The organism is Streptomyces sp. DSM 41931 (assembly GCF_050271085.1).
Lineage (GTDB): Bacteria > Actinomycetota > Actinomycetes > Streptomycetales > Streptomycetaceae > Streptomyces > Streptomyces albogriseolus.
This window is the reverse complement of record NZ_CP189902.1, coordinates 5,788,044-5,810,016: the sequence shown is the minus strand read 5'-3', so window position 1 is coordinate 5,810,016 and position 21,973 is coordinate 5,788,044. Positions and strand designations below refer to the sequence as shown.

The following is a 21,973-nucleotide window of genomic DNA, read 5'->3' as shown; positions in this document are numbered from 1 at the left end:
GTGCGGTCGTCACGGCACTCACCGCCCTGGTCGGGCCACACTTGCTTTCAGCATCCCAGCAGCCGGGCCGGGGGGCGCGCCGAGGCCGGGGCCTCGGTTAACGTCACCGTATGAGCACCACGGAGTCCCTCGCCGCGGCCCTGGCGGACGGCGCGGTCGTCCTGGACGGCGGCATGTCCAACCAGCTCACGGCGGCCGGTCACGACCTGAGCGACGAGCTGTGGTCGGCGCGGCTGCTCGCGGACGAGCCGGAGGCGGTCACGGCGGCGCATCTCGCGTACTTCGAGGCGGGCGCGGACGTGGCGATCACGGCGAGCTACCAGGCGACGTTCGAGGGGTTCGCGCGGCGCGGCGTCGGCCGGGAGCGGGCCGCGGAGCTGCTGGCGCTGAGCGTGGAGTGCGCCCGTACGGCGGCCCGGCGCGCCCGGGGTCCGGGCCGCCCGCGATGGGTGGCGGCCTCCGTCGGCCCGTACGGCGCGATGCTCGCGGACGGATCCGAGTACCGGGGCCGCTACGGGCTGTCCGTGGCGGAGCTGGAGCGGTTCCACCGCCCGAGGATGGAGGTCCTGGCGTCCGCCTCCCCGGACGTCCTCGCGCTGGAGACGATCCCCGACACGGACGAGGCCGAGGCGCTGCTGCGCGCGGTGCGCGGGCTGGGGGTGCCCGCCTGGCTGTCGTACTCGGCGGCCGGCGGCCGCACCCGGGCGGGCCAGCCGCTGGAGGACGCGTTCGCGCTGGCCGCGCGGGCGGACGAGGTGATCGCGGTCGGCGTCAACTGCTGCACGCCGCAGGACGCGGACCACGCGGTCGCCGTCGCCGCGCGGGTGACGGACAAGCCGGTGGTGGTGTACCCGAACAGCGGCGAACGGTGGGACGCCCGGGCCCGCGCCTGGACCGGCGAGCCCACGTTCTCGGCGTCCCGGGTGACGGCCTGGCGGGATGCGGGGGCGCGGCTGGTCGGGGGGTGCTGCCGGGTGGGGCCGGAGGCGATCACGTCGATCGCGCGGACGCTGCGGGGGTCGTAGGGGCTGTCGTCGGACTCCCGCCTGCCCGCGGGACCCTCTTGTCCCGGGTCCGCCCCGTGGTACGGTGCCATGAGTGCCGTGCAGCGCCCGTCGGGCGCCGGGCCGGTCTCCACCGCCGACATCATCGTCGGTTCGGCTTCTCTCTCAGCCGTCACGTCGGCTCTCGCACCGCCCGCGTACGGCTTTCCCCCACGGTCGCACGGCGACCGCAGCGAGGTTCCCACCGCTGTGAGGCGCGGACGCGCCCTCCCGAAGACCGCGGTTCCCCCCTTCCTTGCCGTTCCGCTCTTCTTCTTTTCGTCCTTCGAAAGGACCGACCACATGACCACCGCTCTCGACCGCCCCGGCCGTCGGACATCAGGCCGTCAGCAGCCGCAGTCCGTGACCGTCACCGGTGTCCTCGACACCGACGCGACCGGGAAGGGCTACCTGCGCGGCGCCGGCCTCGTGGCCGGCTCGTCCGACCCCGTCGTCTCCTCCGCCCTGGTGCGCCGGCACGGCCTGCGCAAGGGCGACCTGGTGGAGGGCGTCCTCGGCGACCGGCGCGCGCTCACCGACATCGCCCGCGTCGACGGGCGCACGCCCGGCTCGCTCGCGGGCCGTCCCGACTTCCGCGACCTGACCCCGGTCCACCCTCACCGCCGGCTGCGCCTCGAACACCGGGCCTCCGGGCTCGCCGGCCGCGTCGTCGACCTGCTGGCGCCGGTGGGCAAGGGACAGCGCGGACTGCTCGTGGCGCCGCCCAAGACCGGCAAGACGGTGCTCATCCAGCAGCTCGCGGCGGCCGTCGCGGGCAATCACCCCGAGTGCCGGCTGATGGTGGTGCTGCTCGACGAGCGCCCCGAAGAGGTCACCGACATGCGGCGCTCGGTGCACGGCGAGGTGTACTCCTCGACGTTCGACCGGCCCGCCAAGCAGCACATCGCGCTCGCCGAGCTGGTCGTGGAGCGGGCCAAGCGGCTCGCGGAGGCGGGCGAGGACGTGGTGATCCTGCTGGACTCGCTGACCCGGCTGTGCAGGGCGTACAACAACGCGGCGGGTCCCGGCGGCCGCACCCTCAGCGGCGGCGTGGACGCCGGTGCGCTGACCGGCCCGAAGCGGTTCTTCGGCGCCGCCCGCCAGACGGAGGAGGGCGGTTCGCTGACGATCCTCGCCTCCGCGCTGGTGGACACCGGTTCGCGTGCGGACGAGTTCTTCTTCGAGGAGCTCAAGGGCACGGGCAACATGGAGCTGCGGCTGCACCGCGAGTCGGCGTCACGGCGGCTGTTCCCGGCGGTGGACATCACCACCTCGGGCACCCGCCGCGAGGAACTCCTCTTCACTCCGGAGGAGCTGACGGCCACCCAGGGCCTGCGCCGCGCCCTGACCTCCCGCGACTCGGCGACCGACCTGGAGACCCTGCTGACACGCCTGCGGGAGACCCCGGACAACGCGACGTTCCTCCGCCAGGTCCGCCCGACCCTGCCGAACACCTGACGCTCACCGGAGGGTTACAGCTGCTCCCCCGGGGTCGGTATGTCCGGCGGGTGCACCCCGCCGCCGTCCTTCATGTCGTCCTCGCAGGTCCGCCGGTCGTGTTCCGACTGGTCGTTGGGGATCAGCAGGACCTCGGCGACCTGTTCGGGGCGGTCGACCGCGAGGTAGTAGTCACCCGTGTAGGGGCCCTTCGGGCCGAACACCTCGGCCGAGTAGACCGTCTGACAGCCCAGCACCACGCGCTTGTCGTCCACCGCGCAGGCGTCGACCGCGGGTTCGCTTCCCTGCCCGGCCCCCTCGAAGCGGATCTGGAAGTGGATCTCATCGCCGTCCGCGGGCACCTGCGGGTGAGGTTCCCTGCGCCAGCCGGGCACCTCGGCGGTGACGCCGACGGGCCGGCCGCTCTCGTCCACGATGTCCACCCGCACACCCGCCTCCCCGCGCTCCGCGGTCGTGTCGGTGCAGCTCCACAGCATGCCGCAGCCGGACAGGGTGAGCATCGCCAGGGCCGAACCGGCTCCGGCGACCATCCGTGCGATGACCACTCGGGTGACCTCCCGTCAGACGAAGCGGGGAGTCTATGCCCTACCGGGGAGCGAGGGATGCCTCAGCCCCGGGGCGTCAGGATCTCCAGGGTCCCCGTCTCCGTGTCGAAGCTGCGCAGGGTGGTGAGGCGGGCCGACAGCGGGGGCGGCGGGAGGATGCCGGGGATGCGGCGGCTGGTGAAGGCGCCGGGGCGGCGGGTGCGGCCGAGGGTGATGTGCGGGCTCCAGCCGCTCGGTGCGTGGAAGGGGTTGAGGGTCTCGGGCCGGTAATCCGAGGTCACCGCGTCCCACACCTTCCGGTGCAGGTCGGCCAGCGCGGCGTCGAGCGCCAGCGACCAGGCCAGGACGGACGTGGGCCGCTCGAAGCGGATCAGGCCGGCGAAGCGGACCGGCAGGGGCAACGCGGCTGCCGCCTCGGCCAGTTCCCAGCGGATCGGGGCCGTCAGCTCCGGGCAGGCGGCCAGGGTGAGATGCGGGCTGTTGGTCGGTGAACGGTGGCGCGCCTGACTCGGCAGTCCGGCGTCCGCCAGCCGCCGCCAGGCCTCCCGTACCGCCGACTCCGCCGCCTCGTCCAACAACAGTTCCACCGTGCGCACCGCAGCAGCCTACGTGTGCGCCGGTGCGCCTCCCTCCGCATCGAACAGCGCGTTGCGGGTGGGTCAAGTCCGCGACCACACGCGCGTCCGCGGAAACGGCGGTCGGCGGGGACGAGGTCGAGATGGTCGCGCCGGTCCACGGGTCGGGCTACCGCATCGCCGGATGCTCCGGGGGCGGCAGCGTCACGTCGCGGGGCGGCGGAGGCGTACGGCTCCGGTGCGGTGAGGGGCCCGCGGCGACCCTGGACGACGCCATGCGCCTCACGGTCGTCGAGGTGCGGGGCACGACCGCCGTGCTCCATGTCGCGCCCGCCTCCTGAGCGGCCGCCGGGAGCGGCGAAAACCATTGGCGGCCGGGACCGTCACGGTCGAGCATGGGCCGCATGACCGACGCACCCGCGCGATGGACCCAGGCCACCGTCTACCCCGACATGTGGACCGACCCGGACGACGACCCCCGGAACAACGAGGGGCCAGGGCCCGACGGTGAGCTGCCGACGCTCAAGGACGTCCTCCACAACTACCGGCTGACGCTGCTCATGAAGTGCGAGGGGCTCACCCCGGAGGAGCTGGCGCGGCGGTCGGTGCCGCCGTCGACGATGTCGCTGCTCGGGCTGGTGCGGCACGTCGCCGAGGACGAGCGGGACTGGCGGAACTGGATCACCCACGGCGAGCCGCTGCCGAAGCTGTACGGGCGGCGGGACGCGGACTTCGACGAGGCCGTCGGCGAGCAGGCCGTGGTCGACGCCGCGTACGCGGACCTGAAGCGGGAGCAGGAGGCCACCGACGCCGTCCTGGACGCGCATCCGGACCTCGGCGAACGCATCGGGCGGGAGAGCATCGCCGTGCGCGAGCTGCTCGTGCACCGGATCGAGGAGTACGCCCGCCACTGCGGCCACGCCGACCTGCTCCGGGAGTGCGTCGACGGCCGCGTGGGGCAGTGAGCGAGGCGCCGCGGTAGCGGGGCCGTCGCCCCGGCAGCACCCGGGTCCGCCCGCGCGCGACGGCATGCCGATGGCGTACCAATGGGGGAAATGACCGCTTTGCCCGTGTCATGCTGTGGCTTTGGTCGAGCACGGGCGTGTCGGGAGGCCGGGTGTACCCCTCGCGTGGAGGGCTGGATGGGCGGACCAGCCGTGGCCGGCGTGCGGCTGCCGCCGGGGCGTCGCCGAGGGGGACGCGTTGAGCGAGCAGGAAGGGGAGCGGGAGGGGCACGGTCCCGCGCCGCAGCCTCCCCAGGACCCCGGCCTCCGGCTCCGCCTGGACGGCGAGCTGGAACGGATCGGCACCCAGCTGCGGGCCCTGGCCGACGCCAAGGACCGGCTGCAGGGGCTGCTCAACGCAGCCCTCGCCATCAGCAGCGAGCTGGACCTGCCCGCCGTGCTGCGGCGCATCGTCACCACCGCGATGGACCTCGTCGGCGCCCGCTACGGCGCCCTGGGCGTGCTCCACGAGTCCGGCGAGTACCTGAGTGAGTTCATCACCGCGGGCCTGAGCGAGGAGGAGCGCGCCGCGCTCTCCGGTGTGCCCTTCCCGCACGGCCGCGGTGTGCTGGGGCTGCTGATCAACGACCCGGAGCCGCTGCGCGTCGAGAACATCCCCGCGCATCCCTCCTCCGCGGGGTTCCCGCCCGGCCATCCGCCGATGCGGACGCTTCTCGGCGTGGCCATCAGCGTCCGCGGCGAGATCTACGGCGACCTGTACCTCTCGGAGCGCCACGACGGCCGGCCGTTCGACCGGGAGGACGAGGACATCGTCGTCGCCCTGGCCGGCGCGGCCGGCATCGCCATCGAGAACGCCCGCCTGTTCGGGCACGTCCGGGAGAGCGCCGAGCGCTTCCAGCGGCTGCTGCTGCCCACCCTCCCCGACCTCAGCCCCTTCGAGGCGGCCACCGTGTACCGGCCGGCCGCCCGGCCGAACCAGCTCGGCGGCGACTGGTACGACGCCATGGTGCTGCCCGACGACACGGTCGGCGTGGCGATCGGGGACGTCGCCGGCCACGATCTGGACGCGGCCGCCGCCATGGCCCGTATCCACAGCATGCTGCGCGCTCTGCACTACGACCGCCGCACTCCGCCCAGCCAGGTCCTCGTCCAGCTGGACCGCACCCTGCAGGCCACCGCGGACATCCCCGTCACCACCGTCTGCCTGGCCCGTGTCGAGCCGCACGAGACCGGCTGGGTGCTGCGCTGGAGCACCGCGGGGCACTTCCCGCCGCTGTTGATCACGCCGGACCTGGAGACGGCGTACCTGGAGGCCGAGCCGGGCGTGCCGCTCGGGGTGAGCACCGGGATCGAGCGGCCCGACCACACGCGCGAACTGCCCGCAGGCTCGCTCCTGCTCTTCTTCACCGACGGGCTGGTCGAGCACCACGCGCGCTCCATCGACGAGGGCCTGACCGCGCTCGCCGGTCTCGCCGCAACCCACGCGGAACGGCCGCTGAAGGAGTTCGTGCGGGTGCTGGCGGACCACCACCCGAGCGACGGCCAGGACGACATGGCGCTGCTCGCACTGCGCATCCCGGCCGGCACGCGCCGCCCGGAGCCGGATCCACCGGGGGACCCGGCTGTCTGAGCGGTACCCCTGGGGGGTGGGCCTCAGCCGCGGCGCAGCGCCCCGCTGCGGCGGAGCCGGCGGATCACCGAGCGGAGTTCCGGCGGCTGCGGTGTGCGCGCGGCCCGCTCGGCGTCGGGGGCGCTCCACAGGGCCAGTTCGCGGTCGCGGGGGCCGTGCACGACGTGCGGGACGCCGTCGCCGTACACCTGGACCGGGTGGTGCGGGCCCCACGGCTCCCAGCCGGGGGCGCCGTCGGTGGCGAACCGTACCCACGCCCCGTGCAGGGCGTCCGCCAGTTCTTGCGGTGCTCCCTCGCCCGCGAGCTTGCGCGCGTCGGGGCTGTCGCCGCTGTCGAAGACGAAGCCCAGCTCCAGGGCGTGGCAGGCGCCCATGCCGGGGCGGCGGGAGGGCCAGGCGAACTCGTAGACGTACGAGGGTTCCGCGCGGCCGTCGGACAGACGGTGCAGGGGGCCGCGCAGGAGGTGGTCGGTGACCATCTGGCCGACGGTCTCGGCGATGCCCGCGTCGGGGTGCAGGGCGCGGTAGCCGCGCGGGACCTCGCTGCCGCAGCGGCAGCGCGCCATCGCCCCGGCCAGGGCGACCGCGCCGAGGCGGTCGATGCGTTCCGTGAGACCGCCCGGGACCAGCCAGAGGCGGTACTCGTCGCGGGTCCAGCCGGTCATCAGGGTGACACCGGGGGCCGCGCCGTCGGTGAGGGCCTCCAGGGGGTCGCGCGGGACGAGGTCGCCGTCGACGACGATGCCGAAGGCGGGGCCGCCGAGCACCGGGCCGCCGAGCCGGCCGACGTCGGCCTGGGCGCGCAGCAGCTGCCGGCGGTCGACGGCGGCGAAGGCCTCGGCGGTGGCGGGCACCTTGAGGCGGGTGGCCATCCGGCGGACCATGCGCCGCACCTTGTCCCGCTCCAGGGACTCGGGCGGTCCGCTCTGCAGGACGGCCTGCCGCACCAGCCCCTGGGACTGCGGTGCGGCGACCAGCGCGCCCGCGCTGATGGCTCCGGCGGACTGCCCGGCCAGGGTGACCCGGCCGGGGTCGCCGCCGAACGCGGCTATGGACTCGTGCACCCACCGGAGCGCGGCGAGCTGGTCGCGCAGGCCGGGGTTGGCGGGGGCGTCCGGGAAGAGGCCGTATCCCTCGACGCCGAGGCGGTAGTTGAGGGAGACGAAGACGACGCCGTCGCGGGCGAAGGTGCTGCCGTCGTACACCGGGACCGCGGAGGAGCCTCTGGTCAGCGCGCCGCCGTGCAGCCACACCAGGACGGGCAGCCGGGCGCCCGGGGCCGGGTCGGGGGTCCAGACGTTCAGGTTGAGACAGTCGTCGCCCTCGATGTCGGGGTCGGAGAGGTACTCGGCGAAGGCCGGGGAGTACGGGGGTTTCGGGGCCGTGGGCCCGAAGGCACCCGCGTCCCGCACGCCGTCCCAGGGCTCCGGGGGGACGGGCGGCCGGAAGCGGCGCGGCCCGAAGGGGGGCGCCGCGTAGGGGATGCCGCGGAACACGGCGACACCCCTCTCCCACCGCCCCCGCACGGCACCGTACGCCGTCGTGACCACGGGCTTCTCCCGCTCCGCCGGCACTGTCATACGCCCACCGCCCTTCACCCCGCGCGTACGCCCGCGCCGCACGCGCTCCGTGCACCTCGGCCGCTGAGGGCCGGCGCCACGGACCGAACCCGCCGGTAACAACAAGAGCACCACACCGCCCACCGCTTTTCCTGCCGGAACAGGACGCGGCCCGGGGCCGCATGACGGGGTTCTTCCCGCCCCGCGGCCGCGGATCTACAGTAGGAAGCGCTTTCTATCCGGCGGGAGAGGTGGGTGGGCCCGATGGGCCGAACGGGGCGTGCGCGGACGGCGGCCGGGCCGACCCTGGCGGTGGTGGCCCGCGAAGCGGGCGTCTCCGTGCCGACGGCGTCCAAGGTCGTCAACGGCCGCGAGGACGTCGCCCCCGAGACCCGCCGCCGCGTCACGGAGGCCCTGGACCGGCTCGGTTACGTCCGCCGCCACCGGTTCGACGGGGCAGGGGCGACCCCCCTGGTGGACCTGGTGGTCGACACCCTGGACGACTCCGCCTCCGGCGCCGTCCTGCACGGCGCCGAGACGGCCGCGCACGACGCCGGCCTCGAAGTCGTCGTGTGCGCCGCCCGCACCCGCACCGGATCGGAGCGGCCCGGCCGCGCCTGGCTGGAGCGGCTCGTGCTGCGCGGTTCGGCGGGCGTCCTGTTCCACCTCGCCGAGCCGAGCCCGGCGCAGTGCGTCCGGCTGGAGCAGCACCGCGTGCCGTTCGCGCTGATCGACCCGGCCTGCGAACCGCCGTCCGGCGCGGTCTCGGTCGGCGGGGCGAACTGGCAGGGCGGGGTGACGGCGACCGAGCATCTGCTGGCGCTGGGCCACGAGCGCGTCGCCGTCCTCGCCGGTCCCCCCGGACGCACGCTGTCCGGCCGCGCACGCCTCGCCGGTTACCGCTCGGCGCTCGCCTCCGCCGGGGTGCGTCACCGCCCCGAGTACGTGCGCCACGCGGACGGGACGGACGACGCCGCGGCGGGCCGCGTCATGCGTGAGCTGCTCGGCCTGCCGGAACCGCCGACGGCGGTCTTCCTCTGCTCCGACCGGATGGCGCCCGGCGTGTACGGGGCGTTGGCCGAGCGCGGCCTGCGGGTGCCGGAGGACATGAGCGTGGTGGGTTTCGACGATCTGCCCGAGGCCCGCTGGCTCTTCCCGCCGCTCACGACGGTCCGCCAGCCGCTCGCCGAGATGGCGGCCACCGCCCTGCACCTGCTGCTGCGCATGCGGGAGGGGCACCGCCCGGAGAGCACCCGCACCGAGCTGTCGACCCGGCTGGTGGAGCGCGCCAGCACGGCCCCTCCCCCGGCGCCGCCGCCCGGCCGTCCGGCCGCCGTGCTGCTCGGCGGTGCTGCGCCGTGGCGCGAGGTCAGCGGGCCGCGGCCCAGGTGATCCCGCCGCGCAGATGGGCGCGGAAGAGCGGGTCGTCGTAGGCCTCGACGGTGTGGCCGAGGGCGGTGTAGAAGACGCGGCCCGCGCCCTGTGCGCGGCACCAGGCCAGGGGGTGGTCGTCGCCCATCGTGCCGCCGGTGTACGACGACTCGTCGGCGCGGAGCAGGACGTGCGCCGTCCGCCGCGGGCAGGCGCGGAAGTCGTACCACTCGTCGGTCACCTCCCAGACGGGAGGCAGGTGCCGGGTCGCCGGGTGGTCGCGGTCCTCCACGAGGACGCGCCCTGGCTGGACCGGGGGGTGCCCGGCGAAGCGGGCGCCGAGGAGGTCGCCGTAGTAGGGCCAGTCGTCCTCGGTGCAGGCCGCCGCGTGCACGCCGACGAAGCCGCCGCCGCCCTCGACGTACGCCGCTAGGCGCTCGCGCCCGGCCGGGGTGAGCACCTCGCCGCTGGTGGAGAGGAACACGACCGCCGCGTACCGGTCGAGCGGCTCCTCCAGCGCCGCCGGGTCCTCGTGGGCGTGGACCTCGAAGCCGCCGAGGGCGCGCAGGGCGGCGACGCCGGCCGGGATGGAGTCGTGCCGGTAGCCGGTGGTGCGGGTGTAGACGAGGAGCGCGGGATCGGCCATGCGCCGGAGCCTACGCGCGCGTGCGCGGACCCCGGCCGCGGGGGCCCCGCGCCTACGATGGCGGTCAGCGCGACCGCATCACGGGAAAGGGGACGCCGGAGCCGATGAGCCTGCGCCAGTACGAGTACGCCCTGGCCGTCGCCGAGGAGGGCTCGGTGACCGCGGCCGCCGAGCGGCTGCGCGTGGCCCAGCCGTCGGTGTCCCAGCAGATCCGCGGCCTGGAGCGGGAACTCGGGGTGAAGCTGTTCGCCCGCACCCCGACCGGGCTGGTGCCCACCACGGTCGGCCGGGCGTTCCTGCGGGAGGCGGAGGTCGCCGTCAGCGCGTCCCGGCGGGCACGGGCGACCGCCCGGGCCGGCGCCGAGGACCTGGTGGGCGAGCTGGTGGTCGCCGTGCAGATGGGTTTCGGCACCCGTCAGCTGCCCCGCGCCCTGGGCGAACTGCGCCGTCGGCACCCCCGGTTGGAGATCACGGTCTTCGAGGAGCCGAGCGCGGCCGAGCTGGACCGGCTGTGCCGCCGGGGCGCGCTGGACTTCGCGCTGATGGCGGCCTGCGACCGCACCCCCTCCGACGCCCACCGCCTGGGCGACGAGGAGCTGGTCGTGGTGCTGGGCGAAGGACATCCGCGACTGGAGTCGGAGCGGGTGGAGCTGAGCGAGCTGAAGGATGAGCCGTGGGTGCGGTTCGACCGGGACAGCACGCTCGACGCCGTCCTGGTGGAAGTGCTCAAGGACCACGGACCGATGCCGGCCACCGCCGCCCGGGTGTCCCAGGCGGCGACGGCCGTGCGCTGGGCCGCCGAAGGGCTGGGCGTGACGCTGCTGCCCGCGTCGGCGGTGCCGCCCGGTCACGGGCATGTCGTCCGCCCGGTGTCCCCGGCCCTGTCCCGGCCGGTCATCGCCGTGCTCCGGCAGGACGCGGGCCCGGCGGAGAGGACGCTGCTCGCGCTTCTGCGGAAGGAGAAGTGGTCGGGGTCCGCGCCGGAGACCGTGCCGCTTTCTCAGCGTTTCTGAGGCGGCCGGCCGGGAAAGGACCGGGAATCGCACCACGGTAACTCATCGCAGGAATTCATCGCGGGAATTCCCCGCCGTCCACCACGAGATTCGTGCCGGTGACCCAGCTCGCCCGGTCGGAGACCAGGTACAGCACCGCGTGGGCGATGTCGTCCGGCAGGCCCTCGCGGCCGAGCGGCGGGGTCGCCGTGGCGCCGGTGGTGTCGCTCAGGGCGGCCCACTGCCTGCGCGTCTCCTCGCCGCCGGGGGTGGCGGTGCGGCCCGGGGTCACGACGTTGACCCGGACGCCGTCGGGGGCCAGCTCGGCGGCCAGACCGCGGCTGTAGTTCTCCAGGGCCGCCTTGGCCGCCGTGTAGTGCAGGAACAGCGGACCGGGAACCGGCACCACGGCCGACGACACGTGCACGATCGCCCCCGCGCGCCGCTCCCGCATCCCCGGCGCGAGCAGCGCGTCCAGCCGCACCGCCGACAGGTAGTTGAGGTCCAGCGCGTCCTGCCATTCCGCGTCCGGGATGGCCAGCGCGCCGGGGTGCGGGGTGGCGCCGCCCGCGTTGTGGACGACGATGTCCACGCCGCCGAGCCCGTCCCGCACGGCCTCCGCGAGCGCCTCCGCGCCCTCGCGGGTCCGCACGTCGGCCGCCGTGAACCGGGCCCCTTCCGGCACGGTGCCGGAGGCCGAGCGGGCGGTGGTGAGCACATCGGCGCCCGCGTCGAGGAGCCGGCGCACGACGGCCGCCCCGATGCCGCGGGTGCCGCCCGTGACCAGGGCCCGCTTTCCGGTGAGCTCGGGCGTTCCGGCGGCCGTTTCGTTCCGCGGTGCGGTGGACATGCGAAGGTCCTTTCCTCGAAGGGGGAATTCCGCGGAGGTGGACGATTCCGCGGAATGAGAAGACCGTACGCGCGCCGCGAAACGAGAATCAAAGACGAAAAGTGAGCGGAGGGTATAGGCGGCGCCTATACCCTCCGCCGGGCCCCGTGTCCGATTCGTTCAAGACACCCCGGCCGCCCCCGCCCTACCGTCGGCCGCATGAGCACACGATTCGATGCCATCGGAATGGTCGTCTCGGACATGGCCGCCTCCGTCGCCTTCTACCGGCGGCTCGGTCCTGCGTTCCCGGAAGGGGCCGAGGCGGAGGGACATGTGGAGGCGGAACTGCCGGGCGGGATGCGGTTGATGCTGGACACCGAGGAGACGGTCCGGTCGTTCCACCCGGGGTGGTGGCCGCCGTCGGACGGGGGCCGCACCTCCCTGGCCGTGCGGTGCGACAGCCCCGCGGAGGTCGACGCGCTGTTCGCGGAGCTGGTGGAGTCCGGCGCCCGTGCCGAGCTGAAACCGTGGGACGCGGTGTGGGGGCAGCGGTACGCCGTCGTGCTCGACCCGGACGGCAACGGGGTGGACCTGTTCGCCCCGCTCCCCGCGGGCGACTAGGGTCTTTCGTTTGGATCAGGCTGGCGGTGAGGCGCGGTGCGTCTTCGGCCGACCCGAGCGGGGTCCGGTGCGTGCAGCTGCAAGGCGGAGGAGGGCGTCAACGCGGAGCGTTGGCAACCGACGACAACGCCGCTGGGGGTGCCCCCACGCCCGTTCAGGGCAGTGGGGGAGTGCGTGCCAGACCCCGCGACGACGGGATGATCCAAACGAGAGACCCTAGGGGCAGGCCCGGCGGACCGGCGGACCGGGCGGCACGAGCTCCCGCAGCGCCACCCCCGTCAAGCTCCGTACCTCGCGTGACAGATGGGGCTGGTCCGCGTAGCCGACGCGGATCGCGGTCTCGGCGAAGGGGACGCCCGAGCGGGCCAGGGCCAGGGCGCGGCGCATCCGGAGGATGCGGGCCAGGGTCTTCGGGCCGTAGCCGAACGCGGTGAGCGAACGGCGGTGCAACTGGCGTGCTCCCAGACCGAGTTCGTCGGCGGTCCCGGCGACCGGGCGGCCCGCGTCGAGGGCCGCGACCAGGCGGGTCAGCAGCGGGTCGGGCGGGGCGGCCGACGCGGCCAGGCGGAGGGCGACGTCCTCCAGACCGCGCGCCGGGTGGTGCGCCGCGTGCACGCGGGCGGTCGCGTGCCGCACCTCCGCCGCCGGCCACAGGTCGGCCAGCTCCACGCGGCGGTCACGCAGTGCGTGGGCGGGCACGCCCAGCAGGGTGGGCGCGGTGCCGGGGTGGAAACGGATCCCTGCCCAGGGGCCGGCCGCTCCCCCGTCGACGTGGGCGTGGGTGTCGGGGCCCGCGACCAGCAGGCGGCCGTCGTGCCACAGCAGGTCCATGCAGCCGTCGGGCAGCACCCGGCCCGGCCCGTCGTCGCCGGAGGGGGTGCTGGTCCACACGGCCGCGCCCGGCAGCCGTGACGCGCGCTCCCTGTACACGGGGTCCAGGCTACGCGGCGGCCCGGTTCCGCCACTCCTGCGGACTGACGCCGTAGGCCCGTTTGAACGCCGTGGAGAGGGCGAAGGCGCTGCTGTAGCCGACCTGGCGGGCGAGGGCGGCGAGGGTGTCGTCGGTGTCGCGCAGCCGGTCGGCGGCGAGGGCGAGCCGCCAGCCGGTGAGGTAGGACATCGGGGGTTCGCCGACGAGCCGGGTGAAGCGGCGGGCGAGGGCGGCCCGGGAGACGCCGGCCTTCTCGGCGAGCCCGGCGACGGTCCAGGGGCGGGCCGGGTCGTCCTGGAGGAGCCGCAGCACCGGGCCGACGACCGGGTCGGACAGGGCCTCGTACCAGGCGGGCGGCTCCGCCTCGGGGCGTGCGAACCAGGCCCGCAGGGCGGCGATGACGAGAAGGTCGAGCAGCCGGTCCAGGACGACCTCCTGGCCGGGTGCGTCCCGCGTGACCTCCTGCGTCAGCAGCGGGGTGAGCGGGCACTCCCACACGTCGGCGCCGAGGGAGAGCAGCGGCGGCAGCGCGTCCAGCAGCCGGCCGCCGATCTCGCCGCGCATCTGGTAGGCGCCGATGAGCAGCACGGTCTCGCCGTCGGGCCGGTCGCCCCAGGTGCGGACGCCGAGGTCCATCGAGCCGTTGAGGGGCCGTCCGTCGGGATAGTGGCAGTCGCCGCCGGGCAGGATCAGCGCCTGCGGCGGGGTGCCGGGGGCGTCGGCGCAGGTGTAGGGGTCGGGGCCGCGGGCGACGGCGAGGTCGCCGGCGCGCAGCCGGATCCGTTCGCCCCGGTCGGGCAGCAGCCAGGCGTCGCCACGAACGACGAGCATCACCGTCAGCGGGGCGCGGTCCTCCACCCGCACCGCCCACGGCGGGTCGAAGCACGCCCGGATCATGAACGCGCCGCGGGCGCGGGGACCCTCCAGCAGGCCGGTGAGTGCGTCCATGGGGCCAGCGTAGACGCGGGCGTATGCGGGCGCGCCGTTCGACGATGGTTCCGGGCGTGGAACGGCAGTTGACTCGGAGGCATGAACGGGACGACACGTACGAACGACATGACACTGGTGGTCACCGGGGCCTCGGGGCGGACCGGGAGCCGGGTGGCGCGGGCCGCTCGGGCGGCCGGGATGACGGTGCGTCCCGCGTCGCGGGCGACCGGCTTCGACTGGGCGGACCGCGCGACGTGGGAGGGCGCGCTGCGCGGGGCCGACGCGGCCTATCTGGTGCACCCGGCCGACGTGGGCGCGCCGGGGACGGCCGAGGCGGTCGGCGAGCTGGCGGCGGCCGCCCTGGGCGTGGGGGTGCGGCGGCTGGTGCTGCTGTCCGCGCGGGGGGAGGACCAGGCGCTGCCCACGGAGGAGGCGCTGCGGGCGTCCGGCGCGGACTGGACGGTGGTGCGGTCGGCGTGGTTCGCGCAGAACTTCGGCGAGGGACCGCTGGCCGGGGAGCTGCGCCGCGGGGAGCTGGTGTTCCCGGCGGGCGAGGTGGCGGAGCCGTTCGTCGACGTGCGGGACGTCGCGGACGTGGTGGTGGCCGCGCTGGCCGGCGGGGAGCGGTACGCGGGGCGGACGCTGACCGTGACCGGACCGCGGCTGCTCACCTGGGCGGAGGCGGTGGCCGAGGTCTCGGAGGCGACGGGACGTGCGCTGACGTACCGGGCGGTGCGGGCGGACGCCTACCGGGAGACGCTGACCGGGTTCGGGGTGCCGGACGAGGAGGCCGCGTTCCTCGTCGAGGTGTTCGCGACCCTGCTCGACGGGCGCAACGCGCGCGTGGAGGACGGGGTGCGGCGGGTGCTGGGCCGGGAGCCGCGGGACTTCTCCGACGTCGTGCGGGAGGCCGCGGCGGACGGGGCCTGGAAGGAGTGACCTCCCGGAGGTCCGCCCCCCCGGCAGGTCAGTCGCGGCGCTTGTCGTCGTGACCCGGCCCGTCCCCGTTCCCGTTCACGTCGCGGGGCTGGACGGACTTGGAGTGGGTGCGGAGGCGGGCCGTGACGTCCTCGGGGGGCAGGAAGCGCGACCAGCGTTCGGGGAACTCGGAGGGCATGTCGGGGTCCGCGTCCCCGGACGCCGTGGTGCGGGCGACGTACTCGGCGACCTGCGCCTGCCGCTGCCGCTCGTTGGCCTCGCGGGCCGCGGCGGTGGCGGCGGCCGGCCACACCCGGTCGATGGCCGCGTTGACGGCCGCGCCGACGAGCACGGCGAACGCGGACACGCCGATCCACAGCAGCACGGCCACGGGCGCCGCGAGGGAGCCGTAGATGGTGGGGCCCTCGACGGTGTTGGTGAGGTAGATGCGCAGCAGGAAGCTGCCGAGCACCCACATGGCGAGGGCGACCAGCGCGCCCGGCACGTCCTCGATCCACGGGGACCGCACGGGCACGGACACGTGGTAGAGCGTGGTCAGGAAGGCCACGGAGAGCAGGATGACGACCGGCCAGTAGAGGATCTGCACGAGCGTCGTCGACCAGGGCACGACGTCCACCACCGCGTCCGGTCCCGCGACCATCAGCGGCAGCGCGACCGAGCCGATCAGCAGGGCCACGATGAACAGCAGGAAGGAGAGCAGCCGGGTCCTGACGATGCCCCGGACGCCGTCGAGGCCGTACATGACGGTGATGGTGTCGATGAAGACGTTCACGGCGCGGGACCCGGACCAGACGGCGATCAGGAAGCCGAGGGAGATCACGTCGGGCCGGCCGCCCTTGGTGACGTCTCTGAGGATCGGCTCGGCGATCTCCGTGACGCCCCGGTCGGACAGCACCGTGCGGGAGGCGTCCAGGAGGTTGCGCTGCACGCTCTGGATGGTGTCCGCGCCGGTCCAGGCGTCGACGTAGCCGAGCAGGCCGATCAGGCTGAGCAGCAGCGGGGGCACCGACAGCAGCGTGAAGAACGCCGCCTCGGCCGCCAGGCCCAGGATGCGGTACTCCATGCACGAGTTGACGGTGTCCTTGAGCAGCAGCCAGGCCGTCCTGCGTTTGGACACGTTCCGGTACAGGGCACGGGCCCGGTGGAGGCGACCGGAGGGCGCGTCTGGGGAATCACTTGCTGGCTGCACGAACCAAAGGTATCCGCCACGCACGGCGCCACTCACCCACAGGCCCGGTCCTCGCGTGAGGCGGGGCGGGGGGCGGGGTAGGTTCGCCTCATGGCAGGCATCACGCACACCGTGACCAACCAGGTTCCGCCGCTCGTCCAGTACGACGTGTTCGGCTCGGACCGGGCCCTGGCGGAGGCGGTCGAGCGGCACCTGACGGCCGAGGCCCGGGAGGACGGGCTCGCGGAGCTGTCGGCGCTGGGGCACACGTGCGGGTCCGCGCAGGTGCAGGAGTGGGGGGTGCAGGCGAACGAGAACCCGCCGCGGCTGCGCACCCACGACCGGTACGGCCACCGGATCGACGAGGTCGACTTCCACCCGGCCTGGCACCGGCTGCTCGGCAAGGGCGTCTCGGCGGGCCTGACGGCGGCCTGGGGCCGGCCCGGCGGGCATGTGCGCCGGGCGGCGGCCTTCCTGATGTGGACGCAGGTGGAGGCGGGCAACTGCTGCCCGCTGTCGATGACGCACGCGGCGGTGCCCGCGCTGCGCACCGACCCGGAGCTGGCCGCCGTGTGGGAGCCCCGGCTGACGTCGATGGTCTACGACCGCGCCCTGCGGCCCGCCGGTCAGAAGCCCGGCGCGCTCTTCGGGATGGGGATGACCGAGAAGCAGGGCGGCAGCGACGTCCGGGCGAACACGACGGCCGCGCGGCCGCTGGCCGAGGACGGGACGTACGCGCTGACCGGGCACAAGTGGTTCTGCTCGGCGCCGATGTCGGACGCCTTCCTGGTGCTGGCGCAGGCGCCCGGCGGGCTGACGTGTTTCCTGGTGCCGCGGGTGCTGGAGGACGGCAGCCGCAACGTGTTCGCCCTGCAGCGGCTCAAGGACAAGCTGGGCAACCGTTCCAACGCCTCCGCCGAGGTCGAGTTCGACGGCACGTGGGCGCGCCGGGTCGGCGAGGAGGGGCGCGGGGTGCGCACCATCATCGGGATGGTGGCGGCCACGCGGCTGGACTGCGTGCTGGGCTCGGCGGGGCTGATGCGGCAGGCCGTGGCGCAGGCGGTGCACCACTGCGCGCACCGGGCGGCGTTCGGCGGGAAGCTGCTGGACAAGCCGCTGATGCGCAACGTGCTGGCCGATCTGGCGCTGGAGTCGGAGGCGGCGACGACGCTGGCGCTGCGGCTGGCGGCGGCGTACGACGACGGCGGCGAGCAGGAGCGGGCGCTGCTGCGGATCGCGGTGCCGGCGGCGAAGTACTGGGTGACGAAGCGGTGCGCGCCGGTCGCGGTGGAGGCGGCGGAGTGCCTCGGCGGCAACGGCTACGTGGAGGAGTCGGGGATGCCCCGGCTGGTGCGGGAGTCGCCGCTGAACTCGGTCTGGGAGGGCGCGGGCAATGTGCAGGCGCTCGACGTGCTGCGGGCGCTGCGGGACCCGGCGACGCTGGACGCCTATCTGCGGGAGGTCGGCCGGGCGCGCGGGGCGGACCACCGGCTGGACGCGGCGATCAAGGACCTGCTGACCGACCTGGCGGACCTGGAGGGCGTCGAGGGGCGGGCGCGGCGGCTGACGGAGCGGCTGGCGCTGGTGCTGCAGGGGTCGCTGCTGGTGCGGCACGCGCCGCCGGAGGTCGCGGACGCGTTCTGCGCGGGGCGGCTGGGCGGCGACGCGGGCGCCGCGTTCGGGACACTGCCGCCCACGCTGGACCTGACGTCGGTCGTGGAGCGCGCCCGCCCGGTGTCCTGAGGCCCTTGACCCGAGCGCCCAAGGGGCGCGGGGAACTGCGCGACCAGCCACGACGGACGCGCACCCGCCGACGCGCATCAAGCCGCACCCCGTGCCGCGCACCGCCCAGCTGCCGCAGGCATGCCGCGGGGGTGGTGCTGCGCCGACACGGCACCACCCCCGCCGCCACGGACTCCCGAAGAGCCGTGCACGCCGCTCGGGACGGCGTCGTTCGAGTTTCGGACAGTGAGCGCTTCTGTCACCAGAGTTGCAGGGGGTTGCAACGTGCTGTCCCCGTGCCGGTACTGAGCGTCCTCATCGGGGGCAGACGGCAGTATTGGGGTCCGACAGGTTTACTCCCGGGAGGTCCGGTGGCGCTCTCGCCGATGGACGTGTCGCATCTGGCCGCCGTCGACACCGTGCGCGCGGCGCGCGTGCTCGACGAGGTCCGTTCCGCCGCGCTGTCGGGGCGGCCCGCGCCCGTTCCTCCCCGCCCGGTGATCGGGCAGTCCTGGGAGCGGGTGCTGCGCAGCGGGGTGGACCCGGACCACGGCCGGCGCAGCGGGCTGCTGTCGATGGACGAGGTGCGCCGGCGCCGGGAGGCCTCGCCGCTGAGGCATGTGCTGCCGGTGCTGCGCGAGGGGCTGTTGTCGGTCGCGGACGTCGCCCGCCACATCATGGTGGTGGCCGACGACGAGGGCCGGGTGCTGTGGCGGGAGGGCAGCGCGCCGGTGCTGCGCAAGGCGGACGGGCTGGGCTTCGAGGTCGGCGCGGACTGGCGGGAGGACGTCGTCGGCACCAACGGGGTGGGCACGCCCGCGGTGACCGGACGCCCCGTGCAGGTCTTCGCCTCCGAGCACTTCGTACGGTCGCACGCCACCTGGACCTGCTCGGGCGCGCCCGTCACCGACCCGCGGGACGGGCGGCTGATCGGCGTGGTCGACGTGAGCGGCCCGCTGGAGACCATGCACCCGGCGACGCTGGCGTGGGTGGACTCGGTGGCGAAGCTGGCCGAGGCGCGGCTGCGGGAGATGCACGTGCGGTCGCTGGAGAGGCTGCGGGCGGTGGCGGCGCCGGTGCTGTCCCGGACCGACGGACGGGCGCTGGTCGTCGACCGGCACGGGTGGACGGCGGCGGTGACCGGGATGCCGTACACGGAGCGGCTGGCGCTGCCCAAGTCGGTGTCCGCGGGCCAGCGGTGGCTGCCGGCGCTGGGGCGGTGCACGCTGGAACCGCTCGCCGGGGGCTGGCTGGTGCGGGCGGCGGACGAGCCGTCGCCGCGTCCCGCCGCGCGGATCGTGCTGGACCTGGGCGGGCCGGGCCGGCGGTCGGTGCGGGTGTCCGACGGGGCCGGCTCGTGGACCCGTGAACTGAGCCCTCGGCACGCCGAGTTGCTGTATCTGCTGGCCGTGCACCGTGCGGGCCGCAGCGCCGCCGATCTGGCCCGTGACGTGTTCGGCGACCCGGCCCGCACGGTGACGGTCCGCGCGGAGATGTCCCGCGTACGGCGTTATCTGGGGGCGCTGCTGGAGCACCGGCCGTACCGCTTCACGGAGTCCGCCGAGGTGGAGGTGGTGCTGCCGGACAGTCCCGGGGACCTCTTCCCGCGCACGGGGTCCGCCCCGGGCCTGGTGCGCGGCCCGCGCTGAGGATCTGGCCGGAAACCGCCGCGCCGACGGGGTACATCTGTACGTGGGTACGTGCCCTCGGGCGGTCCGCGCGTGAAATTGCAGGGTCTTCGTCCCGTACGGTGTCCGGCTGTCGTAGCATCCGGGGACGGGCCGTCCCATCTGCTCCACGGTCAACCCGGGGATCACCGGACGCAGTTGGTTTGCTCGGGAGGACGTCATGAAGCATCGCGGCAGACATCGCCGGCGCCGCAGAGGCAGGGCGCTGCGCGCCACGCTGGCCGGTACGGCCCTGGCGCTCACCGCGGCCGCCACCATGATCAGCACCTCGCAGGCCACCGACGCCGACGACCCCGGCGCCCTGAAGCCGCTCACCGCGGCCGCCGACACCGCGCCGCTGCGGCTGACCGAACACGCCGTCCCCGGCGCCGAACTGAACCGTCTCGCCGCGTCGATGGGCCCCGCCGTGGGCGTGGGCGCCGTGCTCGCCGACCCGGACGGGGCGCTGAAGGACGCCGACGACTGCACGGACGACGACCGGCGGGCGCTGCCCGTCGAGCCGGCCGTGACCACGGCGTACTGCTGGCCCGAGCGGGACACCGACGGCTGGCGGGCCGGCGCGGTCACCACCTCCGGGGACGCCGACGAGGACGGCCGCTGGGGCCCGCACCGGGTGATCCTCTCCGGGTGGACCCGCAGCTCCGGCACGCCCGCCGAACAGGGGCTCGCGCGGATCGCCTTCGTGGCCGCCGACGACGACCGGGCGCCGCGCTACACCTGGGCGCTGCTCGCCGTGCCGGAGGACGGCGGACGGGACTTCCGCGGGCTGGGCTCCGACGTGTCGGGCATGGTCTGGTACCAGGACAAGCTGCTCGTCACCGCGGGCCGGGGCGAGGGCGGCGCACTGTACGTGTACGACCTGGACCGGGTGCAGCGGGCCTCGGTGGACGCCCGGGCCGTGGGGCGGGTGCCCGGCGGCTGGTCGGCGGCGGGCGCCCGGTACGTCCTGCCGGCGGTCGCCTCCTACGGGACGGCGGGCGCCGGCGCGCCGCGGCCCGGCGGGATCGCCCTGGACCGCAGCACCGCGCCCGACAGCCTGGTGGCGCACGAGGCGACGGCCCCCGGCGAGGAGGGCCCGACCCGGCTGTGGCGGTACGCGTTCGGTCCCCGCCCGGAGCGCGGCGCGCTGCTGCGGACGGATCCGGTCGAGGTGTACGCGACCGAACTGACGGACGTGCGCGGGGTGCTGGCGCACCGCTCGGACTGGTACGTCAGCCGTGCCGCGGGCGCGCCGGAGGAGCGCGGCACGCTGTGGCGGCAGGACGCGAAGGGCGCGAGCCCGGTGCGCTGCGGCGCGGACGAGACGTACCGCTGCTGGAGCGGTCCCGCGACGTCCCTGTCGTACTGGCAGGCGACCGGGGACGTGTGGGCGCAGTCGGGGCGGATGCTGTTCGCGCTGCCGCTCGCCGCGGTCGACGAGGCGCTGGAGCGGTAGCGGACCCACGGGTGTCCGGCCTGTGGGCAGGCGTTCGACACGGACGGGCGGCGGATGGTTGTCTTTCGGACATGACGACCCTCTCCGTGACCACCTGGTCCCTGGAGCAGACCGCGCCCACCGATCTCCGTCCGGCCGCCGTGCCCGAGGGGGACGTGCGCGTGGTCCGCTCCGAGGTGCCCTCCCCCGAGTTCAGCCGGTTCCTGTACGCGTCGGTGGGCGGCGACATCCGCTGGACCGACCGGCTGGGCTGGACGTACGCGCGGTGGCAGGAGCATCTGGAGCGGCCCGGCGTGGAGACGTGGGTCGCCTACGACCGCGGCACCCCGGCCGGGTACGTGGAGTTGGAGGCGCAGGACGAGGGGGTCGTGGAGATCCTCTACTTCGGGCTGCTGCCCGCCTTCCGCGGCCGGCGCATCGGCGGTCATCTGCTGTCGTACGGCGTGGCGCGCGCCTGGGACCTGGCGGACCGCCGGCCGGAGGTGAAGCCGACCGCGCGGGTGTGGCTGCACACCTGCAGCAAGGACGGCGAGCACGCCCTGGACAACTATCTGCGGCGGGGTTTCCGGCTGTTCGACACCACGGTGGAGGACGAGCCGGAGGTGGCCACGCCGGGCCCGTGGCCGGGGGCCTACTCCGCCTGAGCGGCTCCGGCAAGACGGCTCGCACCGCGTGTGACCAAGGACACCCTTGTCTCGTATAACGAGACAAGGGTGTCCACATTTCGGATGACGGTGGACTGCCTCCATTTCGCCGTGCCACGCTTCCGTCATGCCTGGAACTGGAATCGCCTTGGTGAGTCGGCGGCACGTCGACCTCGGCCGCATGTCCAGCGCCATCTGTCCGGCGCGCTGAGAGCACCCAGCAGCGCCCGACACCCCTCTCCCTTCCTTTGCTGCGCAAGGACGCGCACAACTCTGCCCGCG

At 74.9% G+C, this 21,973-nt stretch carries 22 protein-coding genes; 14 read left to right on the top strand and 8 right to left on the bottom strand.

The window, feature by feature from the left end; translation table 11 throughout:
• Window positions 1–110: 110 nt before the first annotated feature.
• The gene (mmuM, locus tag ACP7TJ_RS26625; protein WP_403159490.1) at window positions 111–1,025 is read left to right on the top strand and encodes a homocysteine S-methyltransferase; all 915 of its coding nucleotides are present in this window, start codon (window positions 111–113) and stop codon (window positions 1,023–1,025) included.
• Window positions 1,026–1,346: 321 nt separating this feature from the next.
• Window positions 1,347–2,501, top strand: coding sequence for a transcription termination factor Rho (gene rho, locus ACP7TJ_RS26620; RefSeq protein WP_427765891.1), 1,155 nt, complete (start codon window positions 1,347–1,349; stop codon window positions 2,499–2,501).
• A gap of 14 nt (window positions 2,502–2,515) precedes the next feature.
• On the opposite strand, the gene ACP7TJ_RS26615 is transcribed toward rho, so the two are convergent.
• Together ACP7TJ_RS26615 and ACP7TJ_RS26610 are read right to left on the bottom strand one after the other, a co-directional pair.
• Window positions 2,516–3,046 carry a hypothetical protein gene (locus tag ACP7TJ_RS26615; protein WP_427765888.1) on the bottom strand — a complete coding sequence of 177 codons (531 nt, stop codon included), beginning with the start codon at window positions 3,044–3,046 and terminating at the stop codon, window positions 2,516–2,518.
• Between the two features lie 62 nt (window positions 3,047–3,108).
• Entirely contained in the window at window positions 3,109–3,642 is a 534-nt protein-coding gene (locus ACP7TJ_RS26610) for a 2'-5' RNA ligase family protein (protein ID WP_093766167.1), read from the bottom strand.
• A 122-nt stretch (window positions 3,643–3,764) separates the two neighbouring features.
• On the opposite strand from ACP7TJ_RS26610, the gene ACP7TJ_RS26605 reads away from it, so the two are divergent.
• From ACP7TJ_RS26605 to ACP7TJ_RS26595, 3 genes are all read left to right on the top strand, one after another.
• Window positions 3,765–3,962 (top strand): hypothetical protein, encoded by a 198-nt coding sequence (locus tag ACP7TJ_RS26605; protein ID WP_427765885.1) that lies wholly within the window; start codon window positions 3,765–3,767, stop codon window positions 3,960–3,962.
• 54 nt (window positions 3,963–4,016) lie between these two features.
• Complete coding sequence (locus ACP7TJ_RS26600) at window positions 4,017–4,586, top strand: DinB family protein (protein WP_193458030.1); 570 nt, start codon at window positions 4,017–4,019, stop codon at window positions 4,584–4,586.
• Between the two features lie 238 nt (window positions 4,587–4,824).
• Window positions 4,825–6,216, top strand: coding sequence for a PP2C family protein-serine/threonine phosphatase (locus tag ACP7TJ_RS26595; protein WP_380880994.1), 1,392 nt, complete (start codon window positions 4,825–4,827; stop codon window positions 6,214–6,216).
• A gap of 23 nt (window positions 6,217–6,239) precedes the next feature.
• Here the strand turns inward: ACP7TJ_RS26595 and ACP7TJ_RS26590 are convergent, their stop codons facing one another.
• A complete protein-coding gene (locus ACP7TJ_RS26590) occupies window positions 6,240–7,796 on the bottom strand; it encodes a carboxylesterase/lipase family protein (protein WP_367494973.1) in 1,557 nt (518 codons plus the stop codon).
• 243 nt (window positions 7,797–8,039) lie between these two features.
• Between ACP7TJ_RS26590 and ACP7TJ_RS26585 the strand changes: the two genes are divergently transcribed.
• The gene (locus ACP7TJ_RS26585) at window positions 8,040–9,167 is read left to right on the top strand and encodes a LacI family DNA-binding transcriptional regulator (protein WP_427765881.1); all 1,128 of its coding nucleotides are present in this window, start codon (window positions 8,040–8,042) and stop codon (window positions 9,165–9,167) included.
• Here ACP7TJ_RS26585 and ACP7TJ_RS26580 read toward each other — a convergent pair.
• A complete protein-coding gene (locus tag ACP7TJ_RS26580; protein ID WP_401406396.1) occupies window positions 9,145–9,792 on the bottom strand; it encodes a ThuA domain-containing protein in 648 nt (215 codons plus the stop codon). The two genes, ACP7TJ_RS26585 and ACP7TJ_RS26580, sit on opposite strands and share 23 nt — an antisense overlap.
• 104 nt (window positions 9,793–9,896) lie before the next feature.
• Between ACP7TJ_RS26580 and ACP7TJ_RS26575 the strand changes: the two genes are divergently transcribed.
• Complete coding sequence (locus ACP7TJ_RS26575) at window positions 9,897–10,805, top strand: LysR family transcriptional regulator (protein WP_093766172.1); 909 nt, start codon at window positions 9,897–9,899, stop codon at window positions 10,803–10,805.
• 55 nt (window positions 10,806–10,860) lie between these two features.
• Here ACP7TJ_RS26575 and ACP7TJ_RS26570 read toward each other — a convergent pair whose 3' ends face one another.
• Window positions 10,861–11,634 (bottom strand): SDR family oxidoreductase, encoded by a 774-nt coding sequence (locus ACP7TJ_RS26570; RefSeq protein ID WP_093766173.1) that lies wholly within the window; start codon window positions 11,632–11,634, stop codon window positions 10,861–10,863.
• A gap of 198 nt (window positions 11,635–11,832) precedes the next feature.
• Between ACP7TJ_RS26570 and ACP7TJ_RS26565 the strand changes: the two genes are divergently transcribed.
• A complete protein-coding gene (locus tag ACP7TJ_RS26565) occupies window positions 11,833–12,234 on the top strand; it encodes a VOC family protein (RefSeq protein ID WP_427765877.1) in 402 nt (133 codons plus the stop codon).
• 216 nt (window positions 12,235–12,450) lie between these two features.
• On the opposite strand, the gene ACP7TJ_RS26560 is transcribed toward ACP7TJ_RS26565, so the two are convergent.
• Both ACP7TJ_RS26560 and ACP7TJ_RS26555 read right to left on the bottom strand, forming a co-directional pair.
• Window positions 12,451–13,164, bottom strand: coding sequence for a helix-turn-helix domain-containing protein (locus ACP7TJ_RS26560; RefSeq protein ID WP_427765874.1), 714 nt, complete (start codon window positions 13,162–13,164; stop codon window positions 12,451–12,453).
• Window positions 13,165–13,174: 10 nt separating this feature from the next.
• The gene (locus tag ACP7TJ_RS26555) at window positions 13,175–14,113 is read right to left on the bottom strand and encodes an AraC family transcriptional regulator (protein ID WP_189908996.1); all 939 of its coding nucleotides are present in this window, start codon (window positions 14,111–14,113) and stop codon (window positions 13,175–13,177) included.
• A gap of 81 nt (window positions 14,114–14,194) precedes the next feature.
• On the opposite strand from ACP7TJ_RS26555, the gene ACP7TJ_RS26550 reads away from it, so the two are divergent.
• Window positions 14,195–15,034: an NAD(P)H-binding protein gene (locus ACP7TJ_RS26550; RefSeq protein ID WP_220451477.1), complete on the top strand. Its 840-nt coding sequence runs from the start codon at window positions 14,195–14,197 to the stop codon at window positions 15,032–15,034.
• A gap of 28 nt (window positions 15,035–15,062) precedes the next feature.
• On the opposite strand, the gene ACP7TJ_RS26545 is transcribed toward ACP7TJ_RS26550, so the two are convergent.
• On the bottom strand, window positions 15,063–16,223 hold the full coding sequence (locus ACP7TJ_RS26545; protein ID WP_093766178.1) for a YihY/virulence factor BrkB family protein: 1,161 nt from the start codon (window positions 16,221–16,223) through the stop codon (window positions 15,063–15,065).
• Between the two features lie 90 nt (window positions 16,224–16,313).
• Here ACP7TJ_RS26545 and ACP7TJ_RS26540 point away from each other — a divergent pair, with 90 nt between their 5' ends.
• The 5 genes from ACP7TJ_RS26540 to ACP7TJ_RS26520 all read left to right on the top strand — a co-directional run bounded on the left by ACP7TJ_RS26540 (window position 16,314) and on the right by ACP7TJ_RS26520 (window position 21,902).
• On the top strand, window positions 16,314–17,945 hold the full coding sequence (locus ACP7TJ_RS26540; protein WP_266550073.1) for an acyl-CoA dehydrogenase family protein: 1,632 nt from the start codon (window positions 16,314–16,316) through the stop codon (window positions 17,943–17,945).
• A 350-nt stretch (window positions 17,946–18,295) separates the two neighbouring features.
• Window positions 18,296–19,573 (top strand): GAF domain-containing protein, encoded by a 1,278-nt coding sequence (locus ACP7TJ_RS26535; RefSeq protein ID WP_380795854.1) that lies wholly within the window; start codon window positions 18,296–18,298, stop codon window positions 19,571–19,573.
• Between the two features lie 199 nt (window positions 19,574–19,772).
• Window positions 19,773–21,047: a hypothetical protein gene (locus ACP7TJ_RS26530; protein ID WP_367559540.1), complete on the top strand. Its 1,275-nt coding sequence runs from the start codon at window positions 19,773–19,775 to the stop codon at window positions 21,045–21,047.
• 71 nt (window positions 21,048–21,118) lie between these two features.
• Window positions 21,119–21,691 carry a GNAT family N-acetyltransferase gene (locus ACP7TJ_RS26525; protein WP_397629640.1) on the top strand — a complete coding sequence of 191 codons (573 nt, stop codon included), beginning with the start codon at window positions 21,119–21,121 and terminating at the stop codon, window positions 21,689–21,691.
• Window positions 21,692–21,818: 127 nt separating this feature from the next.
• Window positions 21,819–21,902, top strand: a complete 84-nt coding sequence (locus ACP7TJ_RS26520) for a putative leader peptide (protein WP_310887545.1) — start codon at window positions 21,819–21,821, stop codon at window positions 21,900–21,902.
• The last annotated feature ends 71 nt before the right edge of the window (window positions 21,903–21,973 follow it).

Coding starts and splice junctions, on each gene's coding strand:
- ACP7TJ_RS26540 (WP_266550073.1), top strand. CDS start 16,314: ATGGCAGGCATCACGCACACCGTGACCAACCAGGTTCCGCCGCTCGTC.
- mmuM (WP_403159490.1), top strand. CDS start 111: ATGAGCACCACGGAGTCCCTCGCCGCGGCCCTGGCGGACGGCGCGGTC.
- ACP7TJ_RS26580 (WP_401406396.1), bottom strand. CDS start 9,792: ATGGCCGATCCCGCGCTCCTCGTCTACACCCGCACCACCGGCTACCGG.
- rho (WP_427765891.1), top strand. CDS start 1,347: ATGACCACCGCTCTCGACCGCCCCGGCCGTCGGACATCAGGCCGTCAG.
- ACP7TJ_RS26570 (WP_093766173.1), bottom strand. CDS start 11,634: ATGTCCACCGCACCGCGGAACGAAACGGCCGCCGGAACGCCCGAGCTC.
- ACP7TJ_RS26525 (WP_397629640.1), top strand. CDS start 21,119: ATGACGACCCTCTCCGTGACCACCTGGTCCCTGGAGCAGACCGCGCCC.
- ACP7TJ_RS26550 (WP_220451477.1), top strand. CDS start 14,195: ATGAACGGGACGACACGTACGAACGACATGACACTGGTGGTCACCGGG.
- ACP7TJ_RS26555 (WP_189908996.1), bottom strand. CDS start 14,113: ATGGACGCACTCACCGGCCTGCTGGAGGGTCCCCGCGCCCGCGGCGCG.
- ACP7TJ_RS26530 (WP_367559540.1), top strand. CDS start 19,773: ATGAAGCATCGCGGCAGACATCGCCGGCGCCGCAGAGGCAGGGCGCTG.
- ACP7TJ_RS26600 (WP_193458030.1), top strand. CDS start 4,017: ATGGGCCGCATGACCGACGCACCCGCGCGATGGACCCAGGCCACCGTC.
- ACP7TJ_RS26520 (WP_310887545.1), top strand. CDS start 21,819: ATGCCTGGAACTGGAATCGCCTTGGTGAGTCGGCGGCACGTCGACCTC.
- ACP7TJ_RS26605 (WP_427765885.1), top strand. CDS start 3,765: ATGGTCGCGCCGGTCCACGGGTCGGGCTACCGCATCGCCGGATGCTCC.
- ACP7TJ_RS26565 (WP_427765877.1), top strand. CDS start 11,833: ATGAGCACACGATTCGATGCCATCGGAATGGTCGTCTCGGACATGGCC.
- ACP7TJ_RS26585 (WP_427765881.1), top strand. CDS start 8,040: ATGGGCCGAACGGGGCGTGCGCGGACGGCGGCCGGGCCGACCCTGGCG.
- ACP7TJ_RS26590 (WP_367494973.1), bottom strand. CDS start 7,796: ATGACAGTGCCGGCGGAGCGGGAGAAGCCCGTGGTCACGACGGCGTAC.
- ACP7TJ_RS26575 (WP_093766172.1), top strand. CDS start 9,897: ATGAGCCTGCGCCAGTACGAGTACGCCCTGGCCGTCGCCGAGGAGGGC.